Origin of the sequence: Phocaeicola sp. RTP21198st1_B8_RTP21198_201120, from assembly GCF_040929485.1 — a bacterium.
GTDB classification, from domain to species: domain Bacteria; phylum Bacteroidota; class Bacteroidia; order Bacteroidales; family Bacteroidaceae; genus Phocaeicola; species Phocaeicola dorei.
The window spans coordinates 9,484-25,416 of record NZ_JBCOCI010000051.1 but is presented as its reverse complement, the minus strand read 5'-3'; the positions used below and the strand labels follow the sequence as shown (position 1 = coordinate 25,416).

Annotated in this window: 11 protein-coding genes; all 11 read left to right on the top strand. The window is 38.4% G+C overall.

Annotated elements, in window-relative coordinates; translation table 11 throughout:
- Window positions 1-32 precede the first annotated feature (32 nt).
- Entirely contained in the window at window positions 33-500 is a 468-nt protein-coding gene (locus tag AB5935_RS16275; RefSeq protein ID WP_005841109.1) for a helix-turn-helix domain-containing protein, read from the top strand.
- Window positions 501-606: 106 nt separating this feature from the next.
- Window positions 607-2,619, top strand: a complete 2,013-nt coding sequence (locus tag AB5935_RS16270) for a dipeptidyl-peptidase 3 family protein (RefSeq protein ID WP_007836696.1) — start codon at window positions 607-609, stop codon at window positions 2,617-2,619.
- A gap of 8 nt (window positions 2,620-2,627) precedes the next feature.
- Window positions 2,628-3,296: a DNA alkylation repair protein gene (locus AB5935_RS16265; protein ID WP_007836698.1), complete on the top strand. Its 669-nt coding sequence runs from the start codon at window positions 2,628-2,630 to the stop codon at window positions 3,294-3,296.
- Between the two features lie 30 nt (window positions 3,297-3,326).
- Window positions 3,327-3,818 carry a Fur family transcriptional regulator gene (locus AB5935_RS16260; protein WP_005841116.1) on the top strand — a complete coding sequence of 164 codons (492 nt, stop codon included), beginning with the start codon at window positions 3,327-3,329 and terminating at the stop codon, window positions 3,816-3,818.
- Between the two features lie 16 nt (window positions 3,819-3,834).
- Window positions 3,835-5,106 carry an adenylosuccinate synthase gene (locus AB5935_RS16255; RefSeq protein WP_007842241.1) on the top strand — a complete coding sequence of 424 codons (1,272 nt, stop codon included), beginning with the start codon at window positions 3,835-3,837 and terminating at the stop codon, window positions 5,104-5,106.
- A 300-nt stretch (window positions 5,107-5,406) separates the two neighbouring features.
- Window positions 5,407-6,210, top strand: a complete 804-nt coding sequence (locus AB5935_RS16250; protein ID WP_007836702.1) for a DUF4373 domain-containing protein — start codon at window positions 5,407-5,409, stop codon at window positions 6,208-6,210.
- Between the two features lie 704 nt (window positions 6,211-6,914).
- A complete protein-coding gene (locus AB5935_RS16245; RefSeq protein WP_007836703.1) occupies window positions 6,915-10,136 on the top strand; it encodes a SusC/RagA family TonB-linked outer membrane protein in 3,222 nt (1,073 codons plus the stop codon).
- A 21-nt stretch (window positions 10,137-10,157) separates the two neighbouring features.
- Window positions 10,158-11,666 (top strand): SusD/RagB family nutrient-binding outer membrane lipoprotein, encoded by a 1,509-nt coding sequence (locus AB5935_RS16240; RefSeq protein ID WP_007836705.1) that lies wholly within the window; start codon window positions 10,158-10,160, stop codon window positions 11,664-11,666.
- A gap of 600 nt (window positions 11,667-12,266) precedes the next feature.
- A complete protein-coding gene (locus tag AB5935_RS16235) occupies window positions 12,267-13,118 on the top strand; it encodes an SGNH/GDSL hydrolase family protein (protein WP_007836707.1) in 852 nt (283 codons plus the stop codon).
- A gap of 277 nt (window positions 13,119-13,395) precedes the next feature.
- Entirely contained in the window at window positions 13,396-15,288 is a 1,893-nt protein-coding gene (locus AB5935_RS16230; RefSeq protein ID WP_038608735.1) for a pectinesterase family protein, read from the top strand.
- 175 nt (window positions 15,289-15,463) lie between these two features.
- On the top strand, window positions 15,464-15,933 hold a 470-nt coding region (locus tag AB5935_RS16225), incomplete at its 3' end, for a sigma-70 family RNA polymerase sigma factor (protein ID WP_368327487.1).

Sequence of the window (15,933 nt, the reverse complement as noted above, 5' to 3'; positions counted from 1 at the left end):
AAACAACAAAAAATTAAAAGAAAAATTAACTGATGAGCGACGTGGAAAAAAAATCAGAAACCCAGGAAGCGGCTCCTAAGAAAAAGCCGTATAACCTGAGAGAAAAGAAAGAGAAAAAGGCTGCTTACAGATCTCTGATTAGAGCAGAACTTGCCGATGAATTGTATGATAAGATTTTGAACATTGTAGTTGTTCAGAAAAAGTACAAAGATCCTAATTATTCAGCAAAAGACTTGGCGAAAGAATTAAAGACAAATACTCGTTATTTGTCAGCTGTAGTGAATTCCCGCTTCGGAATGAATTATTCTTGTTTGCTGAATGAATATCGTATTAAAGATGCTTTGCATCTTTTAGTTGATAAACGCTATATGGATAAGAATGTGGAAGAGATTAGTGCAATGGTAGGTTTTGCTAATCGCCAATCTTTTTATGCTGCATTTTATAAGAATGTGGGTGAGACTCCTAATGGCTATCGTAAGAGAAATCAAGAAAAGAAGTAAGAGCATAATTTGCTACATTATAATTTAGAAAAAGGAAAACAATTGTTTTCCTTTTTTTATTTCGGCTCATGAATTATGTATCTATGAAAAAAAGTTGATTGTAGAAATGAAACAGGCTGGTTGCAATGAAATAGACAAGAGCATGAATAAAATGGAGGAATTTAATTACACGGTTGAACAATTTGCCGACTTACAGTTACTTCGATATAAAGTGTATGGATTTGAAGAACTGAGTTTGAAACAAAAAGAGTTGATTTACTATTTGTCACAAGCTGCTTTGCAAGGTCGTGATATTTTGTTTGATCAGAATGGCAAATACAATTTGCTTATTCGTAAAATGTTGGAAACCGTATATACAGAGTATCAGGGAGATCGTACAGATGTGAATTTCGTCAATTTGGAAACTTATCTGAAACGTATATGGTTTTCTAACGGAATTCATCATCATTATGCTTCGGATAAGTTCGTACCAGGTTTCACTCCGGAATTTCTTAGAGACGCATTGAATAGTGTGGATGCATTGAAGTTGCCTTTGGGTAAAGGGGAAACAGTGGAAGAACTTTGTGAAGAAGTCTTTCCGGTGATTTTTGATCCTGAAATGATGCCTAAACGTGTGAATCAGGCAGACGGGGAAGATTTGGTCCTGACTTCGGCTGCAAATTATTACGAAGGGGTAACCCAGAAAGAAGCGGAAGATTTTTATCATAATTTGAAGAATCCGGATGATATGATGCCGGTAATGTTTGGTATGAACAGCCGTTTAGTGAAAGAGGACGGAAAAGTACAAGAAAAGGTCTGGAGATCTGGCGGATTGTATGGGCAAGCCATTGATAAGATCATTTATTGGTTGGATAAGGCTCTTGGTGTGGCAGAAGATGCACAACAAAAAATAGTTATCGAAAAATTAATTCGATTTTATAAGAACGGGGACTTGAAGGATTTTGATGAATATTCTATTGCGTGGGTGAAGGATTTGGATTCACGCGTGGATTTTGTTAACGGCTTTATTGAAAGTTATGGAGATCCGTTAGGATTGAAAGCTAGTTGGGAGTCCATTGTGAATTTTAAAGATCTGGAAGCAACCAAGCGCACGGAAATCATCAGCGCTAATGCCCAATGGTTTGAAGATCACTCACCTGTAGATCATCGGTTTAAAAAAAAGGAAGTGAAAGGTGTGTCGGCCAAGGTGATTACAGCCGCTATGCTGGGGGGGGATTTGTATCCTGCTACGGCGATTGGGATTAATCTCCCTAATTCCAACTGGATTCGTAGTGTGCATGGTTCTAAGTCTGTAACCATCGGAAATCTGACAGATGCCTATAATAAAGCGGCTCATGGTAATGGATTTGCAGATGAATTTGTTTGCGGTGCCGAAGAGAAAGAATGGATAAAGAAATATGCAGATCTTACAGGGGATTTACATACTGATTTGCATGAATGTTTGGGACACGGTTCTGGGCAGTTGTTACCGGGAGTAGATCAGGATGCTTTGAAAGCGTATGGATCTACGATAGAAGAGGCACGTGCCGATTTATTCGGTTTGTACTATCTGCCGGATGACAAAATGATAGAATTGGGGCTTACACCGGATGGAGATGCCTTTAAAGCAGAATATTATACTTATATGATGAATGGTCTGATGACCCAGTTAGTCCGCATCGAGTTAGGTAATATGGTAGAGGAAGCACACATGCGTAACCGCCAGCTCATTGCGCGGTGGACATTTGAGAAAGGTGCTGCAGATAAGGTGGTTGAAATGGTTAAGAAGGATGGAAAAACGTATGTGAAGATAAACGATTATCAAAAATTGCGCACTCTGTTCGGACAGTTGCTGGCTGAGATACAACGCATTAAAAGTGAAGGCGATTTTGAGGCTGCCCGTAAATTGGTCGAAAAGTATGCGGTGAAAATAGATCCGGTTTTGCACGCCGAGATATTGGCACGTTATGAAAAACTTCATTTGGCTCCTTACAAAGGTTTTGTAAATCCTGTATATGAGGCTGTGACAGATAAAGATGGAAATATTATAGATGTAAAAGTATCTTATAATGAAGGTTACGCGGAGCAGATGTTACGTTATAGCAAAGAATTTGCGAATCTTCCTTATAGAAATGAATAAGAAAAAATATGGATGTACATGAAACAATAAAAGACATAAAGGGGCAATTCCGTTTGTTTATGAATGGGGTGGCTTCCCAAAGTATGCGCGAGAAGGGATTAGACTATAAACTGAATTTTGGCATCGAACTTCCGCGTTTGAAAGAAATAGCTGCTCGTTATGAAAAAAATCATGAAGTGGCGCAGGCTTTATGGAAAGAAAATATCCGTGAATGTAAAATTCTGGCGGGGATGTTACAGCCGGTAGAAACATTTTATCCGGAAATAGCTGATATATGGGTAGAAGATATGCGCTATCCGGAAATAGCGGAACTGACTTGCATGAGTTTGTTCCAATATTTGCCTTATGCTTCGGAGAAGGCTTTCGAATGGATGGCCGATGATCGTGAATATTTTCAGTTATGCGGCTTTATGCTGATGGCAAGACTATTGATGAAGGGTAATCAGCTGACTGAGCGTTCGGAAGCTGAATTTTTGGATCAGGCAATGGCCACTTTACAAAGCGAGGGAGTGTTGCCCCGCAAAGCAGCTGCTACTGCTTTGAAGAAGTTTGCCGTTCAAAGCAAAGAAAATGGCAAAAAGGTGAACCGATTGTTGGCTCCATTAGCCAAATCAGATAAGGTAGAAATAGCTTCTTTGGCTGGAGAAATAAAATTAGAAACAGAATATTGGCATTAAACTTTCATGTTATCATAAAAAGGCTTAACTTTGACGGCGGAACTGAAATCTGTGATGGAAGAGAATGTGAAAGATAAGGTAAAGCAGATCTTGACAGAATATCTGCAGGTTAACGGGCATCGGAAGACACCTGAACGATATGCTATACTCGATACTATCTATTCCATTAAAGGTCATTTTGACATTGATACGCTTTATAATTATATGGCAAATGAAGGGAAATTCCGGGTAAGCCGGGCTACTCTTTATAATACCATCATTCTTTTTATCGATGCAAAATTGGTTATTAAACATCAGTTCGGCAATTCTTCCCAGTACGAGCGTGCGTACAACAATGAAACCCATCATCACATGATATGTACGGAATGTGGCAAAGTGACCGAATTTCAGGATGAGAATCTGAAACAAGCCATTGCCAATACGAAGCTGAAGAAATTTCATGCCTCGCACTATTCCTTATATATCTATGGTGTATGCAGCAAGTGTACTTGGGCCAAGCGTAGGAAGAAAAAAGATAAGTAACATAAAACGAAGAAACATGAAAGTAGATGTCTTGTTAGGTTTGCAATGGGGTGATGAAGGCAAAGGAAAGGTTGTCGATGTTCTGACTCCCCGTTATGATGTAGTAGCTCGTTTCCAGGGAGGTCCGAATGCAGGCCATACACTGGAATTCGAAGGCCAGAAATATGTGCTCCGTTCCATTCCTTCCGGAATATTTCAAGGAAATAAAGTAAACATTATTGGTAATGGTGTGGTACTGGATCCGGCTTTATTCAAGGCTGAGGCTGAAGCTTTGGAAGCTAGCGGACACCCCCTGAAAGAACGTTTGCACATTTCAAAGAAAGCTCATTTGATTTTGCCTACTCACCGCATTCTGGATGCAGCCTATGAAGCTGCTAAAGGAGATGCCAAAGTGGGAACTACCGGAAAAGGTATAGGCCCTACTTATACTGATAAAGTGAGTCGTAACGGCGTACGTGTAGGTGATATCCTTCATAATTTTGAAGAAGTGTATGGAGAAGCAAAGGCACGCCACGAACAGATCTTGAAAAGTCTGAACTATGAATATAATATAACCGAGCTGGAAAAACAATGGTTGGAGGGTATTGAATACCTGAAACAGTTCCATTTGGTGGACAGTGAACATGAAATCAACAATCTTCTGAAGTCGGGTAAGAGTGTGCTTTGTGAAGGTGCGCAGGGAACGATGCTTGATGTTGATTTCGGTTCTTATCCTTTTGTCACTTCTTCAAATACCATTTGTGCCGGTGCTTGTACCGGTTTAGGTATCGGTCCTAATAAAATTGGTAATGTATACGGTATCATGAAAGCGTATTGTACCCGTGTGGGATCAGGTCCTTTTCCTACCGAGCTGTTTGACGAAACTGGTAAGAAAATCCGTGATTTAGGTCATGAATATGGTGCGGTGACAGGTCGTGAACGTCGTTGTGGCTGGATTGATCTTGTGGCTTTGAAGTATTCTATCATGGTAAACGGGGTGACCCAGTTAATTATGATGAAGAGCGATGTGTTGGATGATTTCGAAACTATCAAAGCATGTGTGGCTTATAAAGTAAATGGTGAGGAAATTGATTACTTTCCTTATGATATTAGCGAGGGGTTGGAACCTGTATATGCGGAGCTTCCCGGATGGAAGACTGATATGACCAAGATGACCAGTGAGGATGAATTCCCGGAAGAATTCAATGCGTATGTCACTTTCTTGGAAGAACAGCTGGAAACCCCGATCAAGATTGTTTCGGTAGGTCCTGATCGTGGTCAGACTATTGAACGTTATACGGAAGAATAATAGGGAAGAATCTTATAAGATAAAAAAGAGATACTGTTTTCTTTTGGAGGCAGTTTCTCTTTTTTTTGTATACATCTATCTGTTTCTATGTATATTTGATAAAATTGTAACATCTATAATGATACCCATGTAAGATAATATATCTTTCGTCTTTATCGTCTATATCTTTCCGGTTGCTATTCAAGATGTGTGTGGAGCATCAATTGTGCATTATTGCGTATTATTGTGCCAAATCGCGTCAAATCGCGTCATTCCGTCCGGGCTTCTTTCTATATTTGCCATAAATAAAAAAATATTGATATGGCATTACAAACAACCGGATTGGAATTTTTCTACCTGAGTGTGGATTTCTTCGAGAATGATAAAATATTGTTGGTGGAACAAGAGTTGGGCAGTCGGGCTACATTGCTTGTATTGCGCTTGTTGGCACGTATTTACCACAAAGGATATTTTTGCCGTTGGGGAAAGGATGAGTGTCTGCTTTTTACCCGCAGATTGCCCGAAGGCTGTACGGCCGATTATGTACAGCAAGTGGTGGATGCACTATTGGAACGTGGCTTTTTTAGTAAAGTCCAATACGAAAGATTTGGAATTCTTACTTCGGAAAGCATACAGGGCCATTATTTTGAGGCGGCACAACGACGGAAGCGTGTAGAGGTGCGGGCTGATTACTTGTTGATAGAGATTTCAAAATACAAGAATTTGTATGTAGACGGCAGTAACGTAGGCATTTCAACGGAAAATGTGGACATGAAAACCGGAAATGTAAACATGAAGTCACAAAGTAAAGCAGAGGAAAGTAAAGCAGAGCAAAAAAATGAAAAGGACTCCTCCTCTTTTTGTTCTCCAGAAAAGAAGAGGATTTTTGCGGAGAAAGAGACCTTTTCTTCTATTCCTGTAGATGGAAAACGCAGAAATACTTCCGGACTGGTTGAAGCTTTGCAGCAGTGGGGGATAGGAGATGATAATTTATATAAAATAGTGGGGTACTGTGATTATGGTGTGATAGGGCATCCGATATGGAAAATATTAGCTGATATGCGTATGTCAGGTGGAAGGATACATCAACCGTTAGCCTTTATTTGGTCGCGCCTGCGAGTTTGACCGATTAGGATTTAGTAGATTGATAAATACTGTAATTGTGTAATAAAAAAAACGATTGATAGTTTTATGGTTCATATAAGTAGAAAATAAATAGAATATTAAATAGATAATAGCCTGATTTTTAGAGTGCTGATTATGCTAATGGTAGAGTATAAGTAGAAAGTGACTAAAAAAATAGTTATAATATATTGTGTATCAAGTAAAAGGGAGAAATAATATAAGTATGGTGGACTGAATGAATAGAGGGGGAACGGTAAGCATAAGTTCTTTTGGAACTCATTTTATCAATAACATTGCAAAGATATAAAATTTTATTAAAAATAAAAGAATAAGGCTATTATTTTTGTCTATAATATTTTTTATTCATAAGTATTATTTAGTTGCGATATTTGTTAAAAGTAGGGTATTTATTTCATTTTGAGTATGAAATGATGTAAAATACATGAAAATTGTCAAGAAAATCACTTTTTTTCTTTGGTAATCATTTTCTTCTTTATATATCTTGTTCCCAATAAAGTAGTCTGCTACTTTTTATTTCTTTAACTATTAGCTCCCTGTGTGAAATTACTCTTTTAACAGTTGAATATCTTTGGAACGACTAAGATTTAGACGTTTTTTATAAGAAATGGATTCTTGTATTTTCCTCTTTTGTAGAACTGAGTTCCAAAAGAACTTGGATAATGTTTAATTAAAAGAGAGTGAGTATGAAAGAAAAAGTGTTAATGTTACTAGCTTGTCTGTGGTTGGGTATCGGCTTCTCTATGGCTCAAGCGCCTAAAACAGTTGCAGGAGTTGTAACTTCAGCGGATGATGGTGAGCCGATAATAGGTGCGTCTGTTTTAGTGGAAGGGACTACTATGGGAGCGATTACGGATGTGGATGGCAAGTTTGCTATCAATAATGTTCCTGCAGATGCTAAAGCGCTGATTGTTTCTTATTTGGGTATGATTACTCAGCGAGTTGGAATTCAGCGTGGTACTATTACTGTAACAATGAAGTCGGACACAAAAGTGTTGGATGAAGTGGTTGTAACTGCTCAAGGATTGAACCGTAAACAAAAAGCGTTGGGTTATTCTACACAAAAGGTAGCAGGTGAGGATTTGACTATTTCACGACAGACCGATTTGGGTAATGCTATGGCTGGTAAAGTGTCGGGAGCACGTTTTATAGGTGGTGCCAGTTCAGGTTTTGATGCAGGTACTATTATTTTGCGTGGTGCAGGTTCCATTCCTTCTTCGTCCCAGTCGGATAATCCGGCCAATGAACCTATTTATGTGGTAGATGGTGCTATCACCAACAAAAACTCTATCAATATGGATGATGTAGAAAGCATAAACGTATTGAAAGGTCCCGCGGCTACTGCCCTTTATGGTTCGCGTGGTGGTGCAGGTGCTATCATCATAACTACTAAGGCGGGACAAAGTGAGAAAGGGTTGCTTGAAGTAAGTCATACATTGCAGGCCGAAACTTACTATAATCATTTCAATATGCAGAAGCTGTATGGTGGCGGAGGATATGGAGGTACGGAAAAAGGTAACAGGGCTCAGGATATTTATGATTTGTATAGTGGTGATATTCCCGGTTTGCAAGGTGCTTATGTGTACGATTATAATGAGGACACTTCTTGGGGAGCTGCATACGATCCGGCTGTGAAATATGTCACTCCATTATCATTGGACGAAACCAGTGATTATTATGGAAAACCAGCCACTTGGCAACATGGGTTGGATTTGAGAGATCTTTATCGGACTGGTGTAACCAATACAACCAACGTTTCGTTTTCAAAGAGTGTGAAAGATTTTAATACCCGTGTTTCTTTCACCAATAGCTATCGTACTGGTGTGCAACCCAATTCGGACGCTATTCGCCGTTTCTTAGGGTTCAAGACTAATTTCAAACCCACACCGTGGATGAATGTGTCATTGGATTATAAATATACTTATCGTCAAGATCATAATGCTGCCGAAAGTGGATATAACGGTTCACGTACCGTTTTGCAGGAATATACCCAATGGGGACAGACCAATGTCAATTTAAAAGATTATAAGGACTATAAACGTCCGGACGGATCATGGAGGACTTGGAATATCAACAGTGTGAATAACCAAAGTGCTGCATTCCATGATAATCCGTATGCTTTGTTTCATGAATATAATCATCGCACCATTTATCAATGGAATGTATTCAGTGGTGATGTGTCTGTGGACCTTCCTTATAACTTGAAAGCAGGGGTACGCGTAAATGGTAACATACGTGGTTACAAATTGGAACGCGAACGTCCTTCAGGATCTATTAATTTCCGGTCAAATTATCGTCAGGATCAAAGCAGTTTAATTGATTTGACCGTACAAGGACGTTTGACTTGGGGACAATCATTCTTTAAAGACAAACTAACGGTAGATGCGGCTCTTTTTGCAGAAGTACGTGACTATACATACGATAATTTATATGCATATACCAATACAAATTATGACTTGTCTTTGGATAATTATTATAATTTGGCTGCTTCATCGGGTACTATTGCCTTGGCCTATAATAAGAAGACACATTACAAGGAACGTAGTGTTTATGCCACAGCTACTATGGGCTGGGATGATACTTATTTTCTTGATGCTTCTGTCCGTAACGATATGTCATCTACGTTGAGTCCTAATCACAATAGCTATTGGTATGGTGGCCTTTCCGCTTCTGTCCTTGCTCATAAATGGGTGAATGCAGAATGGCTGAATTTCTGGAAACTGCGTGCTAGTGCGGCTCAGGTAGGTACTACGCTTGATGCTTATAATATTTATCCTACTTATTCTCTAGATACCAGTTATGGTTCACATGTTACAATGTATGAACCTTCTTCTCAGAAAAATTATAATATTGAGCCGTCTATTTCCACTTCGTATGAAATAGGTACGGAATTCCGTTTGTTCAATAATCGTTTATGGGGTGATTTCAACTATTATACTCGGGATGACAAAGATCAGATAATCTCTGTAACCTCTGCTCCACAATCGGGGTACTCCACTCGTAAGATGAATGCTGGTTTAATTCGTAATCGGGGTGTTGAATTGAGTTTGGGCGGGATGCCCGTTTCCACTAAGAACTGGAAATGGGAAATGAATTTCAATATAGCGAAGAATAGCAATAAACTGGTGGAACTAGCTGATGGGGTGGATTCTTACTCTATTTATTGGACTTCATTCACAACTCGTTTGTATAATTATGCTATGGTTGGTAAATCACTTGGTGTGATAACCGGTAATACATGGGAACGTGATGACAATGGCAATATAATTTTCCATGAACTGAGTGCCTCGCAGAAGGCGTTGTATGGTGGTGAATATGTACCTACTTACAATCAGAATACACTAGATGAACTGGGTAACTTCCATCCGGATTTCACAGGTGGTTTTAATACTAGTATCAGTTTTAAGAATTTCCGTCTGTCGGCTAATATTGATTTCTCTGTAGGCGGTCAGATTGTATCCTATACTAATATGTGGGGTAGCAGTAGCGGTATTCTTGATAAAACAGCTGAACTTAATGACCGTGGCGTCAATGTTCGTGAACCGGTAAGCAAAGGTGGTGGTATCCACATGACTGGTGTGGATCAGGATGGTAATAAGGTAGATACCTATGTCAATGCCAAACTGTATTATACCACAGCTTCCCGTGTATGGGAAGAATGGGTGTATGACCGTACTTACGTGAAACTTCGCGAAGTGTCATTGTCGTATGTGTTCCCGTCACAAACTTTGAAGAAACTAAATATCGGTTTGAGTCGTGCCAGTGTGGCAATTAATGCTTCCAATCCATGGTTGATCTATTCAGCTTGTCCTAATGTGGATGTGTCTGAAATTGGTATGGGATATTTTGAGGGTGGTAATGCCGCTGCAACCCGTTCGATAGGTTTTACCGTTAATCTTGCTTTTTAAACCATAAAACGAAGAATCATTATGAAATATATTAAATTATTATTTTTATCTCTGAGTTTTGCAGCAACATTCACAGCATGTGATATGACTGACTTTGGCGATATTAACAAAGATCCCAATGAACCGTCGGAGGCTAATACTGGTATGTTGTTTACATACGCTTGTACTTATGTGAAATACTTCTCTATGAACTCAAATTATTATTACCCGTGGACGCAAATGTATCCGGGGTATATGTCCGAGAAAAATAATAATCAGTATGGTGCGTTTGGCGGACCTACTATGAGTACAAGTTCTTATTATCTTTATCCGTTGAAGAACTGCGAGAAGATTATTGACTTTAATAGTGATGAGGCTGAAAAAGGTAAACCTGCCATTGTACAGTTTGGTGATAATGCCAATCAGATTGCGGTTGCACGTACATTGATGGGATTCATCTATATGCACCTTACAGATGCTCTAGGGCCACTTCCTTATACAGAAGCGTTTCAGGCAGGTGAGGAAAATTTTACTCCGGTATTTGATTCACAGGAAACGATTTATGCTAAGTTAGATGCCGATTTGAGGGAAGCGTATAATCAGTTTAATGAAAGTGGCTCGTTGAGTACAGCCGACATCCTGTTCGATGGTGACATTCGTGCATGGAAGAAACTGAATGCTTCTACCCGTATGATGCTTGCTATAAAACTGGCAGATGTGGATCCTGCCGAAGGACGCTCGCGTTTTGCTCAAGCTTACGCCGATGGCGGTATTGAAGAAAATGCCTATAATTTGAATTATACTTTTGAGGCCAATACTGTGGGATATTTATATTATAATGGTGTAAACAATAATTATAATTTTGTCCCTAATAAGTATTATGTAGATCAGCTGAAGGAGTTGAAAGATAACCGTCTGTTCTCTACTTGTTCACTGATTCCTTTCGGTAAGACACAGGCAGAGGCGGGCGTAACGGATGAAGACTTGAAGAATTTTGATAAATACCAAGGTATGCCTTTGGGTATTGAGTCTGCAGATGTGAATACGTGGAACAAAGTCTGCTGTTTTTATAATCCTTCGCTCACACAGGTAACCTCTACTTTTCCCATTATTACTGCTGCTCGTATGTTGCTTATCGAGGCTGAGGCTGCTCAACGTGGCTGGATTCAGGCTGATCCTGCCCAGCTTTATGCAGCTGGTGTGAAGGCATCGTTCGAACAATGGGGGGCCGAAGGTGTTGATGAATATTTGGCACAGGAAGCAGTTGCCTATACAGGTACTGATGCTGATAAAATTAACAAAATTGCTCTTCAACGCTGGATTAGTGGCTTTATGGCTGATGGTTTTGAGGCATGGTCTGACTGGCGTCGTTTTGATATTCCGAAACTAGAAGTCGGTCCGGTTTGTACAACGATTGATCATATTCCTTATCGCCATCAATTTGATAGCGAAATTTATCAAGGTAATCTTGAAAATTATGAAGCTGCCGTGAAAGCAGATTTGAATGGTGATGATAGCCGTGAGCAACGAGTATGGTGGAATAGAAGATAAGATTTGAAATATATAAATTCTCTTTAAAGTTTCGTTTAAATATAGGGGACATTCTCAGTGATGAGAGTGTCTTCTTTTATTGAAATAAATCCAAAAATATATAGGATAAACGTTAGTTAAGACTAGGTAGTTCATAAATTGCCTCGATGGATAGATATACGTATTGCTTTTTCTTATTGACTTTTGTTGTGTTCGGTTGGGTAGAATTTGAAGAAGCGATTGTTGAGATATTGAATTTTTTATGAAGAAATTCTCCTGTTTTAAAGCATAAAAAAAGGCTATCTATCCCAGACAGCCAATCTTTTGTTAACCTTAAATCTAATACTATGAAAAACACACTACAAAGATACGGACTTTATTTATAATAGCAAGTTTCTAGTCTGTATTTCGCCGTTTTATAACATGCTTTATAAATATGTCGTATCTTGTTAACAAATGAATCTAAAAGTGTAAAGTTTTGTTTATTATAACCTTTCGAACTTCTTGTCTTATGAATGATAGAGGAGGACAAACGAAAATAAAAGTCTGTGATGGTTATTTTCTATTTCTTATTTTATATCTTTGATGGCACTTTACTGATTGAAAAAATAATAGTTGCTTATGAAAAACAGACAGTTTATTGTATTTGCTCTTTTATTAGCGTGTCCGTTGCTGTTACACGGACAGGAAACGTCTCTCTGTGGAAAAGAATCATGTAATAAAGGTTATATCCGGCATCCATGGTATGGAAAAAAGGTTGGTTATATAGGAGACTCGATAACTGATCCCAATTGTTATGGAGATAACATAAAAAAGTATTGGGATTTTTTGAAAGAATGGTTGGATATCACTCCTTATGTGTATGGAGTGAGTGGACGTCAATGGAATGATGTACCCCGTCAGGCAGAACAATTGAAAAAGGAGCATGGAGAAGAGGTTGATGCCATCGTGGTTTTGATGGGGACAAATGATTTTAATAGCAGCGTACCTGTCGGGACTTGGTTTGCAGAGAAAGAAGAGCAGGTGATGGCTGCCCGTGGTGAAACTAAAAAACTGGAAACGCGTAAAAGGCGTGTTCCTATAATGACGAATGATACGTATAAAGGCCGTATTAATATTGGTTTGAGTCATTTGAAAAAATTGTTTCCCGATAAACAAATTGTTTTGTTGACCCCATTGCATCGTTCTTTAGCGGAATTCGGCGAAAAGAATGTACAACCGGATGAAAGCTATCAGAATAAATGCGGAGAATATGTGGATGCTTATGTACAGGCCATTAAGGAAGCAGGTAATTTGTGGGGAGTTCCTGTAATAGATTTTAATTCGGTTACAGGTATGAATCCGATGATTGAAGAACAACTTATTTATTTCTATGATTCGGGGTATGATCGTTTGCATCCTAATACCAATGGTCAAGAACGTATGGCACATACATTGATGTATCAATTACTTTCTTTGCCTGCATCATTCTGACAGTTGGACATTCATTTTTTTGTCTTTTTGGAAGAGTTTGTTTATTTGGGAGAACCTCCTATGTTTCGATGTGAACTTTGAAGGATTGAAAAAATGTTCAAATGGCAAATAAATGTTATTTGAACATTTTTTTATTAGTTCTTATTTACTGAAAGAGTAATTGAGCTATTGATTTTGAACAAATTTCTATATTCTTGTATCATTTTTTATGGTTTCTTTTCTTGTTCTTGTTTACTTTTGCCTGAATCTTTTAACTTATAAAATGTATATGAAAAACATGAAATTAAAAGTATTACTTGCTTTATGTGCTTTACTCCTGTTATCGGCTTTTATTGCTGAGAGAAAAGAACCCATTACTATTTTTATGATTGGTGATTCCACTATGGCGAATAAAAGTCTGAAGAATGGTAATATAGAGTGTGGTTGGGGACAAATGCTTCCCGGATATTTTACGGAAGAGGTTGTGGTGGATAATCACGCTATGAATGGAAGAAGTTCACTCAGTTTTATCAATGAAGGACGTTGGGATGTAGTGCTTTCTAAAATTCATAAAGGTGATTATGTATTTATTCAGTTCGGGCATAATGATGAGAAACCTAGAGCCACATTACATACAGAACCCGGAAGTACCTTTGATGATAATTTAAGACGTTTTGTGAATGAAACACGTGCTAAGGGAGGAAATCCTGTACTGTTCAATTCTATAGTCCGTCGTAATTTCCCTCCTAAAGGTGTGACGGAGATAAAGGGTAGTTATGAAAAAGAAGGTCCGGTATTGGTTGATACCCATGGGGAATATCTGGAATCTCCCCGTCGGGTGGCCGGAGAAATGAATGTACCTTTTATTGATTTGAATAAATTGACCCATGACTTGGTTACCGGTATGGGAGTCGAGAATTCAAGAAAATTGTTTATGTGGATTCCAGCAGGACAATATGAATTTTGTCCGGAAGGGAAAATTGATAATACTCACTTGAATATATATGGTGGACGTATAGTTGCCGGGTTGGTTGTGGACGCTTTGATGGAAGAAGTGCCGGCTTTGGCAAAATATGTGCGACGTTATGATTATGTGGTGGCGAAAGATGGGAGTGGGGATTTCTTTACAGTTCAGGAAGCAGTGAATGCGGCAGTTGGTGGTGGCAAGAAAACAATATCTATACTTGTCCGTCCGGGAGTATATGAAGAGTATGTTTCTATGCCGGAATCATCGCCTCGAATAGAATTGGTGAAACAGACAGGGGCTGAGATCAGGGATAACGGGTTCACACAAGATGTTTATGTGGCACCTTATAAGGGTGACAGAGTATGTGCTATTAGTTATACATTTGATGATGGTTTACAGGAACACTATACGTTGCTTTTCCCTAAATTGGAAAAATATGGCTTTAAAGGTACTTTCTGGATATGGGGTAAATGTATAGAGAATGAAAGTGCTATGCAGGGAAAACCGAGAATGTCGTGGGCGCAAATTAAAGAGATGAGTGACAAAGGGCAAGAAATATCCAGTCATAGCTGGTCACATACGAATTTAAAGCGTGTTTCTTTGGAGGAAGTAAAAATGGAAGTAGAGAAGAATGACAGTATACTTTATGAGAAAACAGGAAAAATACCGCGTACATTCTGTTATCCTTTCAATGCTGTTAATAGTGATATATTAAAAATAACTTCAAAGAACAGGGTAGGTACACGTACCGAACAATATCCCATCGGGGGAGATAAATCGAAATCAACTCCTGAGTCTTTAGATAAATGGGTGGAAAGCTTGGTAAACTCCGGTAGATGGGGAGTGGCAATGATACATGGAATATCGCAAGGATATGATGCTTTTCTGAATCCCGAAATATTGTGGGAACATTTTAGTAAGGTAAAGGCTCTGGAAAATAAAATATGGGTGGGTACATTTAGAGAGGTGGCTGCCTATACAAAAGAACGAGAAAAAATTCGCTTGAATGTGCTAGAAAAAGAAAACGGCTATAACATAACTCCTCATTTGGATATGAATGCACAATTATTTACGGAACCACTGACTATGGTATTGAAATCTGTGGGAAATAGAGTTTCGGAGATTAGGCAAGATGGGAAAAAGCTTTTTCTAAAGAAGGATGCTGATAAGATTCTTTTCGATTTTAATCCTTATGGAGGGATGATTCAGATTCGTTTTATCTGAGGTGTTGGATATAGTTTGTAAAACTAGAATAGGGAAATCCGTTAGTCTTTATTGTAACCATTTAAGGTGTGATAATAAGATTAACGGATTTGTTTTTTGCACTTTTATAAGGTTACTCAGAATTAATTTCTAAATTTGTTCCCGTTAACTTTATTCCTTTTCCAAAAGAAATAAAATGGAAAACACAGAGAAACTGATAGTAGAACAACTGAAAAATGGCAACGAAGATGCTTATAAATACATCTATGATTATCATTATGTTCTTTTGTGTCATGTAGCAAATCAATATTTGAACGATAATTTTTTATCGGAAACTATAGTCGGAGATGTAATTTTTCACCTTTGGGAAATCAGAGAAACTTTAAACATTACTATTTCTATTAGAAGTTATCTGATAAAGGCCGTTCGTAATCGTTGTATAGACTATCTGAAATCTGGATCTGAAAAAAAGGAAATTTCATTTTCAGTTCTAGTACCGGAAGAGATGTCTGAAGAAAAGTATTTGCAGTCAGATAATTATCCTTTGGGAATATTATTGGAACGTGAATTGGAGCATGAAATCCGTATGGCAATAGACAAACTACCGATTGAATGTAGATGTGTTTTTGAAAAAAGCAGATTTGAGGAGAAAAAATATGAAGAAAT